General features: G+C 67.7%; 14 protein-coding genes and 1 pseudogene. 9 read left to right on the top strand and 6 right to left on the bottom strand.

Features of this window, described 5'->3' with window-relative positions:
- From ENSA5_RS36815 to ENSA5_RS36810, 4 genes are all read left to right on the top strand, one after another.
- A partial coding sequence (locus ENSA5_RS36815) for a hypothetical protein (RefSeq protein WP_181197148.1) occupies nt 1-271 on the top strand: 271 nt, incomplete at its 5' end.
- 99 nt (nt 272-370) lie between these two features.
- Nucleotides 371-1840: a hypothetical protein gene (locus ENSA5_RS39945; RefSeq protein ID WP_506737588.1), complete on the top strand. Its 1470-nt coding sequence runs from the start codon at nt 371-373 to the stop codon at nt 1838-1840.
- 51 nt (nt 1841-1891) lie between these two features.
- Complete coding sequence (locus ENSA5_RS01185; protein ID WP_106389707.1) at nt 1892-2710, top strand: lysophospholipid acyltransferase family protein; 819 nt, start codon at nt 1892-1894, stop codon at nt 2708-2710.
- 202 nt (nt 2711-2912) lie between these two features.
- Nucleotides 2913-4406, top strand: a complete 1494-nt coding sequence (locus ENSA5_RS36810; protein WP_181197146.1) for a hypothetical protein — start codon at nt 2913-2915, stop codon at nt 4404-4406.
- A 108-nt stretch (nt 4407-4514) separates the two neighbouring features.
- Here ENSA5_RS36810 and ENSA5_RS01175 read toward each other — a convergent pair whose 3' ends face one another.
- Together ENSA5_RS01175 and ENSA5_RS01170 are read right to left on the bottom strand one after the other, a co-directional pair.
- Nucleotides 4515-5126 carry a class I SAM-dependent methyltransferase gene (locus ENSA5_RS01175; RefSeq protein ID WP_106389705.1) on the bottom strand — a complete coding sequence of 204 codons (612 nt, stop codon included), beginning with the start codon at nt 5124-5126 and terminating at the stop codon, nt 4515-4517.
- 20 nt (nt 5127-5146) lie between these two features.
- Nucleotides 5147-6271 (bottom strand): glycosyltransferase family 2 protein, encoded by a 1125-nt coding sequence (locus ENSA5_RS01170; RefSeq protein ID WP_106389704.1) that lies wholly within the window; start codon nt 6269-6271, stop codon nt 5147-5149.
- A 265-nt stretch (nt 6272-6536) separates the two neighbouring features.
- On the opposite strand from ENSA5_RS01170, the gene ENSA5_RS01165 reads away from it, so the two are divergent.
- Nucleotides 6537-7505, top strand: a complete 969-nt coding sequence (locus ENSA5_RS01165) for a calcium/sodium antiporter (protein WP_106389703.1) — start codon at nt 6537-6539, stop codon at nt 7503-7505.
- 25 nt (nt 7506-7530) lie between these two features.
- Here ENSA5_RS01165 and ENSA5_RS36805 read toward each other — a convergent pair whose 3' ends face one another.
- Nucleotides 7531-8214 (bottom strand): hypothetical protein, encoded by a 684-nt coding sequence (locus ENSA5_RS36805; protein ID WP_181197144.1) that lies wholly within the window; start codon nt 8212-8214, stop codon nt 7531-7533.
- A 38-nt stretch (nt 8215-8252) separates the two neighbouring features.
- On the opposite strand from ENSA5_RS36805, the gene ENSA5_RS01155 reads away from it, so the two are divergent.
- The 3 genes from ENSA5_RS01155 to ENSA5_RS01145 all read left to right on the top strand — a co-directional run bounded on the left by ENSA5_RS01155 (nt 8253) and on the right by ENSA5_RS01145 (nt 14894).
- Nucleotides 8253-10799, top strand: a complete 2547-nt coding sequence (locus ENSA5_RS01155) for a helicase-related protein (RefSeq protein ID WP_146155191.1) — start codon at nt 8253-8255, stop codon at nt 10797-10799.
- Between the two features lie 55 nt (nt 10800-10854).
- Entirely contained in the window at nt 10855-12894 is a 2040-nt protein-coding gene (locus tag ENSA5_RS01150; RefSeq protein ID WP_106389701.1) for a hypothetical protein, read from the top strand.
- Nucleotides 12895-13079: 185 nt separating this feature from the next.
- Nucleotides 13080-14894 carry an acyl-CoA dehydrogenase family protein gene (locus tag ENSA5_RS01145; protein ID WP_181197142.1) on the top strand — a complete coding sequence of 605 codons (1815 nt, stop codon included), beginning with the start codon at nt 13080-13082 and terminating at the stop codon, nt 14892-14894.
- A 5-nt stretch (nt 14895-14899) separates the two neighbouring features.
- Here the strand turns inward: ENSA5_RS01145 and ENSA5_RS01140 are convergent, their stop codons facing one another.
- Nucleotides 14900-15817: a hypothetical protein gene (locus ENSA5_RS01140; protein ID WP_146155190.1), complete on the bottom strand. Its 918-nt coding sequence runs from the start codon at nt 15815-15817 to the stop codon at nt 14900-14902.
- Nucleotides 15818-15992: 175 nt separating this feature from the next.
- Between ENSA5_RS01140 and ENSA5_RS01135 the strand changes: the two genes are divergently transcribed.
- Nucleotides 15993-16460 (top strand): thioredoxin family protein, encoded by a 468-nt coding sequence (locus tag ENSA5_RS01135; protein ID WP_106389698.1) that lies wholly within the window; start codon nt 15993-15995, stop codon nt 16458-16460.
- Between the two features lie 4 nt (nt 16461-16464).
- Here the strand turns inward: ENSA5_RS01135 and ENSA5_RS01130 are convergent, their stop codons facing one another.
- Both ENSA5_RS01130 and ENSA5_RS01125 read right to left on the bottom strand, forming a co-directional pair.
- Nucleotides 16465-16935, bottom strand: a complete 471-nt coding sequence (locus tag ENSA5_RS01130; protein WP_106389697.1) for a hypothetical protein — start codon at nt 16933-16935, stop codon at nt 16465-16467.
- A gap of 702 nt (nt 16936-17637) precedes the next feature.
- A pseudogene (locus tag ENSA5_RS01125) lies at nt 17638-18355 on the bottom strand (hypothetical protein); the annotation flags it as partial.

Genomic DNA, 18355 nt, shown 5'->3' with positions numbered 1-18355 from the left:
GATCGGGCTCGGCGCGGTTGGGCTCGCGGGGGTTGGGGTGGGGGTCACGTTCGCTGTGCGCGGGTTTGAGCCAGTCGACGAGTTCAAGAATGAGCGCATCAACTACCGAACGCCTGGCAACATCGTGCTGGCGGCGGGTGGCGCGGCCTTGATCGCTGGTATCGTGATGATCGCCGTCGATGTGGGCAAGCGGAAGAAGGCGCGCGCCAAGAGCCAATCGTCTGGGGCCAAAACGCGCGTACAGCCGCACGGTCTCGGCGTCGCGTTTTGAGGCACGAGGTCACTTGACGATCCGGCGCGGCGAGCGGACACTCGAGGAGTGAGCTCTCGTCATGTGTTCATCCTCGGTCTGGGCTTCCTCGGCGGCGCCATGCTGCCCTCCATCTCGGGTTGCGTGGAGCCGAACCCTGACCACTGCGTGAACAACGGTGGCGATGAGTACTGCGCACAGCAGCACTCAGACTGGGACAACGCGTACTGCTCTGACAATCGTTGCGTCGATGAGATCACCGAGGACGGGTGCCAGCAGGAAGTACCGACCGGTTGCTGGTACTGCAATGGGCGGGACGAAGACGAGTGCAGCGAGGTGGCGGACGGTGACGGTGACGGGGACGGAGATGGTGACGGAGATGGCGATATGGGAGACGGAGACGGAGACGGGGATGGGGATGGTGATGGCGACACCGGGCCCGAGTGCATGACGAGCGATGAGTGCTCGGGAGAGACGCCGCTGTGTGAGGATGGCGGCTGCGTGGGGTGTGGGGAGGCGATGACGGCGAGCTGCGCGGGGGAGTATCCGGAGACGCCCGCGTGTGCAGAGGGGGGGGCGTGTGTGGTGTGTACGGGAGAGGATGTGACGGCGTGTTCGGGGGAGACGCCGGCTTGTGCGGACAATGTTTGCGTACCGTGTGACGAGCACGACCAGTGCCCGGAGAGCGCTTGCGAGATTGAATTAGGCACTTGCATGCCGCCGGATCGGGTATGGTTTGTAGATGGGGATGAACCCAATTGCGATGACGACGGTAGTGGAACAGAGGATACGCCGCTGTGCAGTTTGCTCGGTGGTCTCGGGAGGATTGGGGCGAACGAAAAGGGGACGCTGGTGTTGCGAGATATGCCAGGGCAGACTTACGAGGAGTCGCTAACCGTGCAGAGCGGTCGCACTGTGGCGATCGTTGGTGAGGGATTGGAGTATCCGGTGTGGTCGAATGGGGTCGAGAATTTTGCGCTGCAAATTAATGGTGCATCTCTATATTTGAGTGATGTGGAGATAGAGTCAGCAGATGCGTACGGTGTCGAATTGTTGCAAGGGAAGGCTTGGATTCAGAGGGCGAAAATCGTGAACAATACCGGTGGGGGGGTGGCCGCTGCGGCCGGGACGCTAGTGATTGAAAACTCCTTTATCGGAGGTAGCCTTAGTGACGTGAACGCGATTGAGAACAACGGTGCAGATCTTCTTCTCTCGTACTCTACCGTTGTTGCAGGTGCTGCTGGTTTTGGGATGCCGGCCGCACTTGCGTGCACGGATGGGACCACGACGGTGCGGGGAAGCGTGCTAGTCTCTGTTGCTATGAATGACGAGGTGGCCTGTCAGGGGGCGATGATTTCCGGGTCAGTTCTTGAGAATGACGCTGGCTTTCCGGGAAATACAGGTCTTCAGTTTGAAATGGATTGGTTCGTCGACCTATTAAAAGGCGACTTTCATTTGGATGTGGCCCCTGACGGAATCGAGAACGCTGCGGTGTGGGCGAGCGGTGACCCACGGAGGGATATTGATGGCGAACCTAGGCAAGACCAAGAAGGTGAAGCCGGTTACGCTGGCGCCGATGTGCCGCTCTGAGCGTGTGCTGGCCCAAAGAATCTGTGGGAGCTTCCCGGCTCTGAACCCTCCATGGGCGCCCCCCATCAAGCTCGCACCCCGTCCCGGCGCATCAAGTTCTTCTCGCTATGGTTCTGGACCTACCTCGCCGCGTGCCTGACCGTCTTTTGGTTCGCCGTCCTGCTCCCCTGGCTGCTCATCACTCCCTTCGACCGGCGGCGTCGCTTCTCCCACTGGTACGCGTACACGTGGGCCAACCACCTCCACCGGGTCTCGCCATTTTGGACGGTGGTGGTCGAGCACGCGGAGCGGATGCGTGACGATCGAGCCTACGTCCTGGTCTGCAACCACCAATCGAGCGGGGACATCCTCGCGATGTTCGCGCTGCGCAAGCAGTTCCGCTGGGTAGCGAAGCGGATGTTGTTCGCGGTGCCCTTCCTCGGTTGGATGATGGCGATGGCGGGTTACGTCGGCATCAAGCGAGGCGCGAAGCGCAGCCGTGAACGGATGATGGCGAAGTGCAAGCGGCAGCTCGAGCTGGGCAACACGATAGCGATATTCCCCGAGGGAACGCGCTCGACGACGAAGGAGATGCGGCCGTTCAAGCGCGGGGCGTTCGTGCTCGCGTGTGAGGCCGACAAGCCGGTCCTGCCGGTGATCATGGAGGGCACGCTCGAGACGCTGCCGCGCGAGAGCTGGGTGTTCACGCTCGAGCGGCCGATCTACCCGGTGGTGCGCGTGCTCGAGCCGATCGAGCCAGCGGATCACGACCACGACCCGGATAGGCTGTCGGATGCGGTGCGCGCGGCGATGACGGCTGGGATCGCCGAGCTGCGAGCCGAGATCGAGGCGCGGGGCGGGCTCGAGGTGCGACCGCCCGGGCTCGAGTGATCGTCACACCCGCGGTAACCAAAGGGCGGCGGCCGGTCGGCCGGTGAGGCTCGGGGACCGAGGGGGCGCGAGCCTCACCCAGTCGACGTGCGTACCTCCGCTCTGAGTCAGCTCAATCAGCAAGGTTCCGCTTTCCGCTGAAGCAACGGAAAACCCGTCCCTTCACCTTGACGTGTCTGTTCTGGGCTCGGACACTAGCTTCGTGGATATCCGCCTCACCATCACTCTCACCGTTGGTTTCGCTGTTGGCGCCTTCATCCCGGCGCTGCAGGGGTGCAGCGTGGAGACGAACCCTGACCACTGCGTGAACAACGGTGGCGATGAGTACTGCGCACAGCAGCACTCGGACTGGGAGAACGCGTACTGCTCTGACAATCGTTGCGTCGATGAGGTCACCGAGGACGGGTGCCAGCAGGAAGAACCGACGGGTTGCTGGTACTGCAATGGGAAGGACGAAGACGAGTGTAGCGAGGCGGCGGACGGTGACGGTGAGACGGGAGACGGGGACGGAGACGGAGACGGAGATGGGGACGGAGACGGAGATGGTGATGGCGACACCGAGCCCGAGTGCATGACGAGCGATGAGTGCTCGGGAGAGACGCCGCTGTGCGAGGATGGCGGCTGCGTGGGGTGTGAGGAGGCGATGACGGCGAGCTGCGCGGGGGAGTATCCGGAGACGCCCGCGTGTGCGGCGGGCGGGGCGTGTGTGGTGTGTACGGGAGAGGATGCGTCAGCGTGTCCGGCGGAGATGCCGGCTTGTGCGGACAATGTTTGCGTACCGTGTGACGAGCACGACCAGTGCCCGGAGAGCGCTTGCAACATGTCTACGGGGGCTTGCATGCCGTCGGATAAAGTTTGGTGGGTAAACAGTGGAGCGCCAGGGCCAGGGGACGGCTCCGAGCAGGATCCGTTTGTTAATTTTGCAGAGGCACTTGTCGCCATTGGTGATGGCGGCGAAGGTACAATCTTCGCGGTTGGTGGTGGGCCACCCTATACGTCCTCAATAACTGTCAATCCGGGGCAGACCGTTGCCGTTATAGGTGATGGTGAAGTCGTGGTCGCAGTTGCGGGGCAGGCTGTGATCGTTAATGACGATGCGGTTGGTATCTTGGCAGGGATCAATATTATTGGTGGTACGACAGGTGTCAATTGCCAGGGGGAAGTGTGGCTGGACCAAGTCTCCATTCTTGATAGCATGGGGATGGTTGGCGGCGGTGTTGTCGCAACCGGCGGACACGTTGAGTTGCGCAACTCGTTTGTGGGGGGCAACTCGAGCACCGCCCCAGGGGTCGTCGTTGGACAGGGGAGTGCTCGAATTCTCTACTCGACCTTGGCGACAGGTGTCGATGCGCCCGCGATCGAGTGCTTGTTCGGTGGGGCCGGGTCTGTGGTGAGGAATAGCCTCATTGTGTCGCGCGCCGTCACAGACGAGATGGTAGGGTGTCCAGATATAACAACCACTTCAAGCGCACTAGAGATGACAATTCCTGGGAACACTGACCTTGACGAGATGGTCGACACGGCTTGGTTTGAGAGCTTCAATTCAGGCGACTTTCATCTCTCAGGGAATGCCCCGGCGGAGATCTCGAGTGCCGCGTCGTGGTTGGCAGGTGATCCGTCGATCGACATCGATGGAGAGTTGCGACCAACCCGTGATGGGGTGTCAGACTACGCTGGTGCGGATATTCCCGAGTAGCGCCGACACCGATGTGAGCAAGCGAACTGAGGCCGAGCGGTGTTACTCCGGGCACTCTTGTTGCGCCCGGTTCGCACCTTCCTCGGGGTTTAGGATGCCACCCAGCCGTCAGCGCGAGCGCGCGAGCGCCATCGTCCACGGGAACACCTGCGGCATCGAGATGATGTCGAAGCGCGAGTTGATGAAGCGCGAGAAGCTCCGCCGACTCCAATGGTTGATGTGGTCCGGGTCGTTCCCGAGTCGGGTGACGTTCTTGCCGCGCATCAGGTTGAGGCCGCGAAACGCGGGCTCCCAGGGCACGCTGAGCAGCAGCCAGCCGTTGCTGAGCTGATCGAGGATCGGCAGCATCTGCTCGGGATCGGGGATGTGCTCGAGGACCTCGAGCATCATGACCATGTCGAAGCGCCGACCGTCGGCGGCGAGCTCGCGGGCGTCGCGGTGCTCGATGGTCGCGCGCTCGCCGAGGCGCTCGGTTGCGACTCGAACCGCGCGGGCGTTGAGCTCGACGCCGGTCAGCTCGGCCTCGACGCCCGCGTCGGCGAGGGCGCTCAGGACGTAGCCCTCGCCGCAGCCGAGCTCGAGGATCGTCGAGGGCTGTGCGCGCTGGATCAGCTCGACGGCCTTGGCGTGGAAGTTGTCGATCAGCGCGCGCTGGATCGGGTTGCGGCTCTCGTGCTTGCGCTGGTTGGAGCTGCGCTCGTCGAGCTGGGGCGAGGACATGATGTGTTGCGGCGGGGGGTTTAGAGAGACGACTTCGGTCGGACGTCTTCGGGTCCGACGATCGGGATGTCTTGGCGGGTCTCGGCGGCCGGGTCGGGGCGGGGCTCATCCTCGCTGGTGACGGTCTCGGGATCGTGGGCGACGGCGGCTGGCGCCGACTTCCGGGCGGCGACCGGACGCGACGCGGCCACGTTGGCGTGGTCGTGCTCGCGGATCGAGTAGATCTCGCGCGGCGCGACGGTCGTGCGCACGAGCAGCTCGCCGAGGAGCCCGAAGCACACGAACTGCAGGCCCATGATCGTCAACAGCACGCCGAGCGTCAGCAGCGGCCGCGTGCCGATCGACTGGCCGAGGAACCACAGGACCGACAGGTAGATCAACAGCCCGACGCCCGCGCCGCTGAGCAACATGCCGGGGACGCCGAAGAAGTGCAGCGGCCGGGTCCGGTACTTGGTCACCAGCAAGACCGTGAGCAGATCGAGGATGCCGTCGAAGAAGCGCTTGACGCCGAACTTGCTGACGCCGTGCTTGCGCGGGCGGTGGTTGACGACGAGCTGCTCGATGCGAAAGCCCTTGGACCCGGCGAGCACGGGCAAGAAGCGGTGGAACCCGCCGTAGACCGAGAGCTCGCGGATGCACTCGATGCGGTAGGCCTTGAACCCGCAGTTGAAGTCCTTGAGCGGGATGCCGCTGAGCTTGCGGACGATGAAGTTGAACACCTTCGACGGCAGGGTCTTGCCGATCGGGTCGTGGCGGCGCTTCTTCCAGCCCGAGACCAGGTCGGCGCCGGCGTCGATCCGCTCGACGAAGTCGGGGATCATCGCCGGGTCGTCTTGAAGATCGGCGTCGAGGGTCAGGACGACCTCGCCGCGGACGCGCTCGAACGCGGCGGCGAGCGCCGGCGACTTGCCGAAATTGCGGCGGAAGTGGATGACCTGGACCCGGGAGTCGCGGGCGGCGAGCTCGTCGAGCTTGCGGTCGGAGCCGTCGCGGCTGCCGTCGTTGATGAATACGATCTCGTGGCCGCGCCCGAGGTGGGAGCACGCGGTCGTGATGCCCTGGTAGAGCTCCTCGAGCGACTCGACCTCGTCGAACACCGGGACGACCACGGAGATCCCCGGAGAGTTTGCGACTGTGTCGCTCATCGGCAGGGGGGATAGCACGTCGGGCGACGGTTGAAAGCCGGATGACCGTCGGCCGCCGCTGCTTGGCCCTGGCGGCCGATCCTGCGTGGTGCTCAGCACAGCGAGCCAGGCCACGATCGGGGACAGTCGGATGACAAACGAGGTTCTGAGGGCCTTCGATGACGAGGCGTGAAAACCGCGTCGTGCTTGATGGGAGGGCGGGCATCCAGCCCGTCGAGGCGGTCGGTCGCGCCCCCGAGCCGCGGATGGCGTATGCTGCCCGGCCGTGGCCCTCGCACTTCCAGCGATCGTGGTGGTCCTTGGACTCGTGGGTCTCGTGTTCGGGGCCGACCGCTTCGTGTTCGGGGCGTCGAACCTCGCGCGGCGCCTCGGGGTGTCACCGCTGCTGGTCGGCATGCTGATCGTCGGGCTCGGGACCTCGGCGCCCGAGATGTTGGTCTCGGCGACGGCCGCGCTCGACGGCAGCGGCGGCATCGCGCTCGGCAACGCGGTCGGCAGCAACATCACCAACATCGCGCTGGTCCTTGGCGTGAGCGCGATGATCAAGCCGATCTCGCTCCATCGGGACGTGGTTCGGCGCGAGCTCCCGGTCGTCCTCGGGATCACGGCGCTCGTCGCGGTGCTGCTGATCGATGGGGCCCTGACGCCGATCGATGGTGCGATCCTCGTCCTGCTCCTGATCGTGTTCTTGATCCGGACGATCCGAACAGGGCGCAAGGCCGAAGAAGAGGACGACGAGACGAAGGAGCCCCTGGTCGGCTACGCGCGCGCGTCACTGTGGCTCGCGCTCGGGCTGACCCTGATGATCGCCGGGTCACAGGCGGTCGTATGGGGCGCGTCGACGATCGCGTCGGCGCTCGGGGTCAGCGATCTGATCATCGGCCTGACGATCGTCGCGGTCGGCACGAGCTTGCCCGAGCTGGCGGCCTCGGTCGCGGCGGCGTTCCGGGGCGAGCACGCGATGGCGATCGGGAACGTGCTCGGGTCCAACGTGTTCAACCTGCTCGCGGTCCTGCCCTTCCCGGCGCTGCTCGACCCCGGCCCGCTCGACGCGGGGCTGCTCGAGCGCGACTACGCCGTGATGGGCGGGCTCACGCTGCTGCTGATGCTGTTTGCGCTCGGTTTCGGCAAGCAGGGCCGGATCAACCGGATCGAGGGTGGCGTGTTCACCCTGATCTACGTCGGCTATTTGACCCTGCTGGTGCTCTCGGCGATGGGCCAGCTGTCGGGCTGAGCTCGGGTCGCCGGGTCGAGCCGGCTCAGCCGCAGTTGACCCCATCGACCACGACGCCCTGGGTGTTCCAGATCGAGGTCGAGGGGGGATCGCTGTTGATGTCGAGCTCGAAGTCGAAGTTGAGCACGCAGGGGTAGGTTTGGAGGGCGTCGTAGCCCCCGAAGGTGATCTCGCCCCAGCCCTCGTCGGGGAAGGTGTCGGGGTCGGCGTTGTCGTCGGGGCACCAGCCCTGGCGCCAGTTCGTGACCTCTTCGATCCGCCACATGTCGGGGATGTCGATGTCGAACATGTCGAACATCACCGGGCTGCGCAGGACCATGCGCGTGCAGTTGGGCTCGTCGACGTTGACGCGCGTGATGGTGATGCGGTCGAAGGCGCCGGGCATGATCACGGCGGAGTAGGTCGAGGTGTCGATATCGGCGTCACCGTCGCCGTCGCCGTCGCCGTCGCCGTCGCCGTCGCCGTCGCCGTCACCGTCGCCGTCGCCATCGCCGGAGTCGCCGTCACCGTCACCGGAGTCGCCGTCACCGTCGCCGGGGTCACCATCACCATCACCGGAGTCGCCGTCGCCGTCGCCGGGGTCGGGGTCCCCAGTTTCGCCGAGCAGCTCTTCGCCGCCGCCGTCATCGGCGCAGCCGACGAGCGGAGCCGTGAGCGGCACGGTCAGGGGTAGCGCGAGAAGCCAGGTAAGCGCTCGGGAGCGGGTCATGGGCCGATTCTATCGCATGGCTGGGTAAGGTGGGCCCAGTGGCTTTGGAGCTTCCGATCCACGCGGTCCGCGGGGCCTTGGTCGCGGCCCTCGGTCAAGCGCGGCCGATCGTGATCACGGCGCCGACCGGATCGGGCAAGTCGACGTGTCTGCCGTCGTGGATCGCGGCTGCGTGCGGCGGGCCGGTCCTGGTCGTCGAGCCTCGCCGCGTCGCTTGTCGCGCGCTCGCGCTCTACGTCGCGCGTCAGGCGGGGGAGCGCCTCGGCGATCGCGTCGGCTACCGGGTTCGCTTCGACGACAAGACCAGCGCGCGGACCGAGCTGTGCTTCGTGACCCCCGGCGTCGCCCTCAACCTCGCGGGCGCGCGCAACGACGAGCTCGGCGCCTACGCGGCGCTGATGCTCGACGAGTTCCATGAGCGCAGCTGGGAGCTGGACCTGCTCGTGGCGCTCGCGCGTCGTCGGGCCGGGCCGCGGCTGATCGTGTGTTCGGCGACCCTCGCGGTCGAGGGCCTCGTCCGCGAGCTCGACGCGACCTTGCTCGAGGCCGAGGGCCGCAGCTTCCCGGTCGAGATCGAGTACGAGGGCGAGGACGCGCCGAGCGAGCGAGGGCTCGAGGTGCGGGTGGCCGTCGCGGTCGAGCGCGCGCTCGCCCGAGCAGATGGCGAGATCCTGGTGTTCTTGCCGGGCAAAGGGGAGATCGAGCGTTGCGCGGCCGAGCTCGCGCGACGTCGCTGCGCGGCGCCGATCATCGCGGTCCACGGGGGCGTGCCGCCCAAGCGGATCGTCGACCTGTTCGCCGCGGCCGGGCGCGAAGGCGGGGGCTCGCGGGTGTTCCTGGCCACGAACGTGGCCGAGAGCTCGCTGACCCTGCCCGGCGTGCGGACGGTGATCGACTCCGGCCTCGCGCGCATGCGCCTGCATCGAGGCGGGCGCTCGGTCCTCGCGCTCAACGTCATCGCCCGCGACAGCATGGACCAGCGCGCGGGCCGGGCCGGGCGGGTGGCCCCCGGACGCTGTGTGCGGCTGTGGTCCCGGGCGTTCGTGCCCCGCGAGGTCACGACGCCGGAGCTCGAGCGGATCGAGCTCGATGATCTGATCTTGCGCGCGGCCGGCTGTGGGCTCGACGCCAACGAGCTCGAGGCTGCGCCGTGGATCGATCGACCTCCGAGCTTCGCGCTCGCGGCAGCGCGCGAACGCCTCGCGCGAGTCGGGGCCCTCGACGGGGACGGCCGGGTCAACGCGCACGGCCGCTCGCTGGCTCGGCTGCCGGTCGCGGGTCGCCAGGCTCGGATCCTGCTCGGGGCGCCGCCCGAGCTCGCGGGCGCCGTCGCCGATCTCGTCGCGCTGCTCGAGTACGGTCGCGCGCTGTGGCTGCGCTGCGACGGCCCTGGGTCCGCGGAGGTCGAGGAGGCGCGGGAGGAGCTGGCCGACGAGCTGCCCCCGGGCCAGCGTGACGAGGTCCATGGCGCGCTCTGGGGCCTCCGGCGTGGTGACCCTCGGCGTCACGGTCTGCATCGCGCGGGCCTGAGCGAGGTCCGGCGCCTGGCCGACTCGCTGCGCGCGCAGATCGGCGCGCCCCCGCTCGCGGACGAGCGCGACACGCCGCTGCCGGGGCCGGGGCGGCTGGCGGCCTTCCTGCTCACGCGCGTGCCCGAGACGGCCTTCGTCCGACGCCCCCGCGGCGAGCGGGGACGTCGGAGCTCGCGTGACCCGAGCACGGCCTGGGCCAACGGCGAGATCGAGCTGCTGATCCGCGAGACCTCGGCGCCCGGTGTGCGTCCAGACGCACGCGACCCAGCGCCGAGCGCCGGGCTGATCCTCGATCACGAGTGGATTGGCGCGGGTCGCAGCGCCCGCGGCCGCGGGCGGATGCTGCTGCCGTGCGCGCTCGAGCAGCTCGCCGCCGCGGGCCTCGGCGAGGTCGAGCTGTGCGAGCCGAAGGTCGAGCTCGCGGCCGGGGTCGTGGCGACGATCGAGGCCACGCGCGAGCTTCGGCTCGCGGGCGTTCGGCTGGCCCGGCGACGACGGGCGCTGACGGGGTCACCGCTGCGCGCGACCCTGGCCACGATGATCGTCGAGGGCCGCCGCCTGCCTCCGCTGACCCGAGAGCTCCGCCACGCGGTCCTCGACGAGCTCCACCTGTGGGAGCTGCTCGCCCGCGCGATCGAGGGTCCGCTGGCCGGGCGGGTCGCGGCGATCCGTGCGGCGCCGCCCGCCGAGGTCTGGCTGAGCGAGCGCCTGGCCGTGCTCGGCCTCGAGGACGCCGCCGAGCTGGCGCTGTTGGCCGACGAAGATCTGCGCCCGCGCCCGGCGGCCCTCGACCAGCTGGCCGAAGCGAGCGCCGCCCTCGGCGAGCGTGAGTGGACCCTCGACGCGCTCGCCCAGGACTTCCCCAGGGTCGTGTCGGAGCGTGGTGCTCACTACGGATGCGAGGTCCGCTTCGATCGCAAACGGGTGACCTTGGAGCCCCTCGACGCGCTCGCGCGCAAGCGTGGCGAGCCCAGGGTCGAGCAGCTGCCACGCTTTCGCGGGTTCCGTCTGGTCTATCGCCAGGCCAGCCGCCGGGTGGTTCTGCGCCAATAGTCGGCTGTCTGTGCCCGGCTCGACAGGGGACGGCGGACTGTTAGCATGGCCGCGCATGTCTGCGCCTGACGACGACGACGAGCCCCGCGACACCGACGCCGACTCGCACGACGAGGACGACCACGAGGTCGAAGCCAAGCCCGTCGAGCCCAAGCCCACGCCCCGCGCGGGGCTGTTCGACTCGCCCTGGACCTACCTGCTGGCGATCCCGCTCATCGTCGTGGTCTGGATGGTCCTGGCCGACAGCCGCAAGAACGCTGCGCGGGTCGACATCGAGCCCACCGCCGACACGGTCGCCGAGCACCCCCTGACCGACGCCGATCAAGACGCGCTCGCGGCCGCGCTCGCCAAGGCCTGGGCCGGGGAGGCCGTCGATCGTGCGACGCTGCCCGAACGCCTCACGGAGCCGGGCCAGGCCGTGTACCTGGCCTTTCGCGCCGACGGCAAGCGCCTCTATCACCTCTGGCGGACCCCGGCCGATCTCGCGAGCGGCAAGGGGATCATGTGGGACGTGGTCTTGCAGGCGCTCGAGGACGGCCGCCGCGGGCTCGGGGATCGAGCGCCGCGCGTCGATCGCCTCGAGCTCGACCTGACCCACTCGTACCGAACCCACGACTACGCCGACGAAGACCAGCGCAAGCTGCTGCTCGACCAAGACCGCCACAAGGTCCCCCATCACATGGGCATCCGCGGGCTCGAGGTCACCCACGGCGACAAGACCAAGCGCTACTCGCCGACGTGGTTCGTGTCGCAAAACCGCAAGGTCCCCAAGCAGCTCAAGCTGATCCGCAACGACTGGAGCCTGACCGACGCCGACTTTGCGACCTCGACCTTCCGGACCTTCGAGGCCGATCAGGTCCTGGTCCGCCTCGATCGCTCACCAGCCGAGGCCGTGGTCATGACCCGGGGCAACCGCCTCGTCGACGTGTCGGAGGTCAACCAGGCCAGCACCGACGCGCTAGCGACCGGAATGGCGAACTGGTTGATCAACAACGTCGACGAGGACGGCCGCCTCGTCTACCACTACTTCCCGAGCCCCGAAAAAGAGGCCAAGGGCAACAACATGATCCGCCAGTGGATGGCGACCAACGCCCTGGTGCGCTGGGCCCACGACCGCGAGGATCAGGCCGTGTTCGACCTCGTCGAGAAGAACATCGACTACAACCTCGAGCACTTCTTCCACTACGAGCGCGATCGCGTGGTCGAGCGCTTCGCCGAGGGCGAGCTGATCGGCGACGACGTGCTCGGGGTCATCGAGTACAACCGCAAGACCAAGCTCGGCGGCGTCGCGCTGGCCGGGATGGCCATGTGGCTCCACCCCAAGCGCGACAAGTGGGCCGACGAGATCGCCGGGCTCCAGCGCATGGTCGACTACCTGTGGCACGACGACGGCTCGTTCACGAGCTTCTACAAGGGCTCGGACAAGGAGTACTTCAACTTCTATCCGGGCGAGGCGATGCTGTGGTGGGCGACGATCTACGCCGAGACCAAGGACCCCGAGCTCCTGCGCAAGTACAAGCTCTCGTTCGAGTACTACCGCAAGTGGCACCTCGAGGAGGCCAACCGCAACCCCGCGTTCGTGCCCTGGCACCTCCAGGCCGACTACGCGATGTGGAAGGCGCTCGGCCCCGAGGAGCAGGCGTTCAAGGACGATCTCGTCGAGTTCTGCTTCGAGATCGCCCACTGGCTGGTCGACAACATGCAGCAGTGGGACGAAGGGGAGTACGTCTACGAGGACGAGCGGGGCCGCTTCTACGCGCCCGCGGAGCGCTGGGGGGTCCCGCACGCGAGCTCGACCGGCGTCTACCTCGAGGGCTTGATCGACGCGTGGCAGCTCGCCCGCGACCTCGGCGACGCCGAGCGCCAAGAGCACTACCGGGTCAGCATGATCCGCGGCATCCGGAGCATGATGCAGCTGCAGTTCGTCGATGACGTCGACATGTTCTACGTCAGCGATCGCAAGTATGTAGAAGGTGGGATCCGGACGACGGTCTACGACAACCGAATCCGCTGCGACAACGTGCAGCACCCGATGATGGGCATCATCAAGATCGTGCGGATGTTCGGCGCCGACGAGTACGGCGGCGCACTGTAGTCGTTCGTGGGGTGCGAATGGTGCGCACCTGATAGCAGTTGCGAGCGCCTTTCACTGCGATGCGCGCACGCCTCGCTGGGCGCGCGCGCGGTCCGCATGCTACGCATGCTCACTATTTTAACGCTGTAGCTGCCCGAATTCGGCCAGCCCTGGAAAAGCTCGCGAACCAGGAGTACACCCCGGCCGTGAGCAGCACCGCGTTTACCTTCGACACCGAAGACGTCCTCTTCACCTATTTCGACCAGCTTCGGATTCACGAGCGGCTCGGCGAGTGTGAGCGGTACGCCGACTTCGATCGCGACATCTACGAGACGGTCGTCGAAGAGCTCTACAAGCTCGCCCGCGACGTGTTCGCTCCGATCAACGCCAGCGGTGACCGCGAGGGCTGCTCGCTCGACGACGAGGGCAACGTGACCGTGCCCAAGGGCTACAAGGAAGCCTGGGACCAGATGCGTGAGGGCGGGTGGACGGCGCCGCGAGCCGAGCCGGAGCTCGGCGGCGGCGGGATGCCCTCGGTCATCGGGGCGTTCTTCAGCGAGGTCATGTCCGGCGCCAACATGTCGCTGCAGATGTACGTCGGCCTGTCGACGGCCGCGGCCCGCGTGATCCGAAAGTACGGCCTCGAGCAGCTCGCGAAGCCCGTCGCCGAGAAGATCTTCACCGGTGAGTGGGGCGGGACCATGTGCCTGACCGAGGCCGGGGCCGGCTCCTCGGTCGGCGACAACCGGACCAAGGCCACGCCGAGCCCCGACGAGGACCAGGTCTGGCTGCTCGAGGGTGAGAAGATCTTCATCACGGGCGGCGACTCCAACCTCGTCAGCAACATCTGCCACCTGGTCCTGGCTCGGACGCCCGGCTCGCCCGAGGGGACCAAGGGCCTGAGCCTGTTCGTGGTCCCCAAATTCTGGTTCGACCCGGCGACCCTCGAGCTCGGCGAGCGCAACGGCGCGCACGTGCTCAAGCTCGAGCACAAGATGGGCATCAAGGGCTCGGCGACCTGCGTGCTCGGGCTCGGCTCGCGCGGGCCGTGCCGGGGCTGGATGGTCGGCAAGGAGCGCGAGGGCATCCGCATGATGTTCGACATGATGAACGAGGCCCGGATCGGCGTCGGCATCCAGGGCCTGGCCGCGGGCTCGGCCGCGTTCCAGTACGCGCGGAGCTACGTCCACGAGCGCGTCCAGGGCACCTCGCTCAAGCAGATCCGCGACCCCGAGGCCCGGCGCGTGCCGATCGTGCAGCACCCTGACGTCCGCCGCATGCTCATGGATCAGAAGGTCCTGGTTCAGACCATGCGCGCGATGGCCTATCGCCTCGCGATGACCGACGACATCGCCGAGGCCCACCCCGACGAGGACACCCGCGCGAAGCTCCACCGCCGCGTCGATCTGCTCGTGCCGATCGTCAAGTCAATGTGCACGGACCTCGGCTTCAACGTCGCCGTGACCGGCGTGCAGATCTTTGGCGGCTACGGCTTCACCCAGGAGTTCCCCGTCGAGCAGCTGGTCCGCGACGCCAAGATCCAGTCGATCTACGAGGGCACCAACGGGATTCAGGCGCTGGACCTGCTCGGCCGCAAGATGCGGATGGAGGGCGGCCGCCTGTTCATGGAGTGGATGCAAGACGCCAAGGCCGAGGTCGAGGCCGCGCAGACCGAGGGCTTCGTCGACCAGGCGAGCGCGCTGGGCAAGGCCATCGACGCCGTCGCGGCCGCGGCCATGCACATCGCATCGGTCGGGCAGCGCGACATCGAGGAGGCCATGCTCCAGGCGGTGCCCTTCCTCAACGCCTTCGGCTACACGGTCCTCGGCCAGGAGGCCCTCGATCAGGCCCGCGTGGCCAAGAAGAAGATCGCGGACTCGGGTGAGACCAACTTCTTGAAGGGCAAGCTGCTCAACCTCGACTACTACGTCGCGACCTACCTGCCCCACGTGATCGCGTCGAGCAAGGCGATCCGGGCGGGCAACGTGAGCTGCCTCGACCCCGCCCTGTTCACCGAGTAGCCGAGTCAGAACCAGAGCTGGATTCCGCAGACCGCGGCCGCGTCGGCGACACAGAGGTTGCCGACGCACGAGGCGTCGACCGGGCAGACCGCGTCGGCGCCGCAGCCATCGCCGAGCTCGACCCGCGGCTGGCAGGTGAAGTCCTTGCCGCCGTCGCAGTAGGTCCCCGGTCCGCACAAGAACTCCTGGAAGCAGGGCTCACCGACCCCGGGCGCCGGCTCGCAGGTCGCGGTCTCGCCGTTACAGATCAGGTCGTTGGCCGCCGGGCCGCACAGGGAGTTCCCGGTGCAACTGTCCCCGGCCTGGGGCAGGGTCTGACAGGTGCGCTGGGTGTAGTCCTCGTTCCAGTCGCAGATCGCACCCGACTCGCAGGGCAGGGTGTCCCAGTTGTACTCGCAGACGCCGCCCACGGCGATCGGGAAGGTCGGGGACTCGACGCAGACCTGGTCGATGCACGCGAGGCCCGGCTGGCAGTTGTCACCGAGCCCGGACACAGAGCAGTCGGCGCCGAGAGCGAGGGTGCCCTTGACGATCGGGCAGGTCCGGGAGCTGTAGCTGGCCTCGCGGCTGGCCGAGGTCGGCCCGAGGCACGCCCACTGCGACCAGGTCTGGGCCAGCTCGCCAGCGCACTCGGCACTCCAGGTCCCGCCGGTCCCGATGATCGGATCGATCATGACCTCGATCTCGGCGGTCTTGGTCGCGACGCACTCGGCCTCGTCCTCGTAGCCGACCGCGCTCGGGCAGCTGCACGCGAACAGCTGGGCGCAGACCTGCTCGGCGAGCAGCGCGGGCGCGTCGTCGAGCTCGATCGGCGTCGCGGGCTCGTCGCCGTCGCCCTCGTCGCCGTCTCCGCCGGGGGGCTTGCAGCCGAGCAGGGTCAAGGTCGCGACACCCGCGGTAATCAAGGTACGCAAAGTAGACACTCGGGCAGGGTAACAGAGCCGATACGCGACCGAGGATGGAGCCAGCTCCACATGCCTCACGACTCGGGCCTGATCGGTTTGGCCGTCGATGGCACGCACGGTCTCGAGGCGTCGTGGGTCGGGTCACGGGCGCCACGCTTGCGGCTCGGGTGCGCGAGCTTAGCTTGGCCAAGCGATGGCCGAGCTCCAGATCGACGACAAGGGCATCCGACAGCGCTGCGCGGTGTGTGGCAAGACCAACCGCGTCCCCTTCGCCAAGCTCGGCGCGGTCGGCAAGTGTGGACACTGCGGGGCGGAGATCGGCGGCCCGATCACGGGGCCCGCCGACGTGTTGAGCGAAAACGCGTTTCACGGGCTGGTCGCGGCCTCGCCGATCCCGATCTTGGTCGACTTTTGGGCGCCGTGGTGTGGGCCGTGTCGGATGGTCGCTCCGGAGCTGGTCAAGGTCGCCGCTCGCCTGGCCGGGCGGGTCCTGGTCGCCAAGCTCGACACGCAGGCGCTGCCGCAGCTCGGCGCGCAGCTCGGGGTTCGCAGCATCCCGACGATGGCCGTGTTTCGTGACCGGCGCGAGATCGGGCGCTTCGCGGGCGCGCGCCCGGCCGCGGCGATCGAGTCTTTCGTCGAGGAGACGCTGCGAGCGTGACAGCCTACTGCGGGAACAGGCAAAGCTCGGAGCCGATGGCGCCGTCGCAGATCATCCCGCTCGGGCAGGTCTGACCCCCGGAGCAGTCGAGCACGCAGGTCCCGTCGTCGCCGGGCGCGAGCGCGATGCATGCGACGGGCGCGTGGCCGTCGGCCGGCGGCGCCCAGCAGTCGCACTCGTCGGCGCAGGGGCGGCCACACACCGCGATCTGGGCCATGTCCTGGCTGTCGAGGATGCACTGCTTGGGCCCGTCGGTCATGCACGCGTCAAGGCCGGACGCGCAGTCGCCAAACACACCCGGAGGGGGAGTGCAGTCGCCGTCGCCGTCGCCGCTGTCCGTATCGGTCGCGGTCGTGGTCTCGGTCCCCGTGTCGCCCTCGCTCTCGGGCCCGTCCGAGCAGCCGGCGAGCGACGCCAGGGCGCCGAGCAGGGCGGCCGGGAGGCCGAGCTTGCGGTGGAGGCCGAGTCCGATCATGTCCCCCAAGTTACCTGTTTTTGACCCCGGGGGGTTTTCTTGACCCCGGCTGTTTTTGACCCCCCCGACCATCAGCGACTTTGCCACGCACGGCCGCTGCGCGGCCGGTCGCGTCCTCGCTGCGCTCGGTCGCTCGGTGGGCTGGGATGAGCTTCGCAGTCGTTTGTGTGGCCCCCTAGAAGGGGGCTCGGATTCCTTTTACCCCCACAGGCGTCAGCGACTTTGCCACGCACGGCCGCTGCGCGGCCGGTCGCGTCCTCGCTGCGCTCGGTCGCTCGGTGGGCTGGGATGAGCTTCGCAGTCGGGTGCGTGGCCCCCTAGAAGGGGGCTCGGGTTGTTTTTTGACCCCCCCGACCATCTGCGACTTTGCCACGCACGGCCGCTGCGCGGCCGGTCGCGTCCTCGCTGCGCTCGGTCGCTCGGTGGGCTGGGATGAGCTTCGCAGTCGGGTGCGTGGCCCCCTAGAAGGGGGCTCGGATTCCTTTTACCCCCACAGGCGTCAGCGACTTTGCCACGCACGGCCGCTGCGCGGCCGGTCGCGTCCTCGCTGCGCTCGGTCGCTCGGTGGGCTGGGATGAGCTTCGCAGTCGGGTGCGTGGCCCCCTAAAAGGGGGCTCGGGTTTTGACCCCCCACAGCCATCAGCAGCTTTGCGTCGCGTGCTCGATCACTCGTTGGGCTGGGATGAGCTTTGCGGCAGCCGGCTAGCGGAGGCGCAGCGTGTAAGTGTCCGTGCCGCCTTCGTGGGTCGCGGGGAATTCGACCCGGTAGACGTGCTTGACCACGCAGCTGCCGAGTTGGGTGTCGGCGAGGGCTCCGAGCACGCGGGCGAAGGTGACCTCGCCGTTGGGCGCGACCTTGACCGAGACTTTCAGCGTGCGTCGCATGCGAGAGTCGAGGCACTTTTTGACGATGTCGTCGCGCGCGTCGACCATGGCCTCGCGGAAGTCCTTCTCGCTCAAGGAGCGGTTCATCGGACGTACGGGGCCGGGGCTCTCAGGCTCGGGCGGGAGCTCGGAGGCGATCGCTTCTTGTACGCTCAGCGGCCGGGTTCGCGCCTGAGCCCGAGCAGCTGGGGAAGCCGGGGAAGCTCCGTCGCCGGGCTCTTCGCTGGTTTGCTCTTCGGCGGGTGCGGGCGCGGGCGCGGTGTCGGTCGCCGCGGGGGCGGCGTCGCTCGCGTCCGCGACGGCCTGTGCGTCGTCGCGGTCGGAGGCGAGCAGCCTCCAGGTCGCGAACACGAGCAAGTCGAAGCCGAGGAAGATGAGGATCGCCAGCTCGAGCTTGCCGAGCCGACGCTTCGGCGGGGCCGTGGGCATCGGGCTGGCAGCGGTGGCTGAATCGGCGGCCCCGGTCGCCCCGATCGCCCCGGGGATCGGCCCGGGGACAGCCGCGGGAGCGCTCGGGGGACGGTGGGCCTCGGCG

It is taken from the genome of Enhygromyxa salina (assembly GCF_002994615.1).
GTDB lineage: Bacteria > Myxococcota_A > Polyangia > Nannocystales > Nannocystaceae > Plesiocystis > Plesiocystis salina_A.
The sequence above is the reverse complement of the archived record's forward strand: the minus strand, read 5'-3'. Positions and strand labels throughout refer to the sequence as shown.

Coding starts and splice junctions, on each gene's coding strand:
- ENSA5_RS01150 (WP_106389701.1), top strand. CDS start 10,855: ATGTCTGCGCCTGACGACGACGACGAGCCCCGCGACACCGACGCCGAC.
- ENSA5_RS01170 (WP_106389704.1), bottom strand. CDS start 6,271: ATGAGCGACACAGTCGCAAACTCTCCGGGGATCTCCGTGGTCGTCCCG.
- ENSA5_RS36805 (WP_181197144.1), bottom strand. CDS start 8,214: ATGACCCGCTCCCGAGCGCTTACCTGGCTTCTCGCGCTACCCCTGACC.
- ENSA5_RS01130 (WP_106389697.1), bottom strand. CDS start 16,935: ATGATCGGACTCGGCCTCCACCGCAAGCTCGGCCTCCCGGCCGCCCTG.
- ENSA5_RS01185 (WP_106389707.1), top strand. CDS start 1,892: ATGGGCGCCCCCCATCAAGCTCGCACCCCGTCCCGGCGCATCAAGTTC.
- ENSA5_RS39945 (WP_506737588.1), top strand. CDS start 371: ATGCTGCCCTCCATCTCGGGTTGCGTGGAGCCGAACCCTGACCACTGC.
- ENSA5_RS01135 (WP_106389698.1), top strand. CDS start 15,993: ATGGCCGAGCTCCAGATCGACGACAAGGGCATCCGACAGCGCTGCGCG.
- ENSA5_RS01175 (WP_106389705.1), bottom strand. CDS start 5,126: ATGTCCTCGCCCCAGCTCGACGAGCGCAGCTCCAACCAGCGCAAGCAC.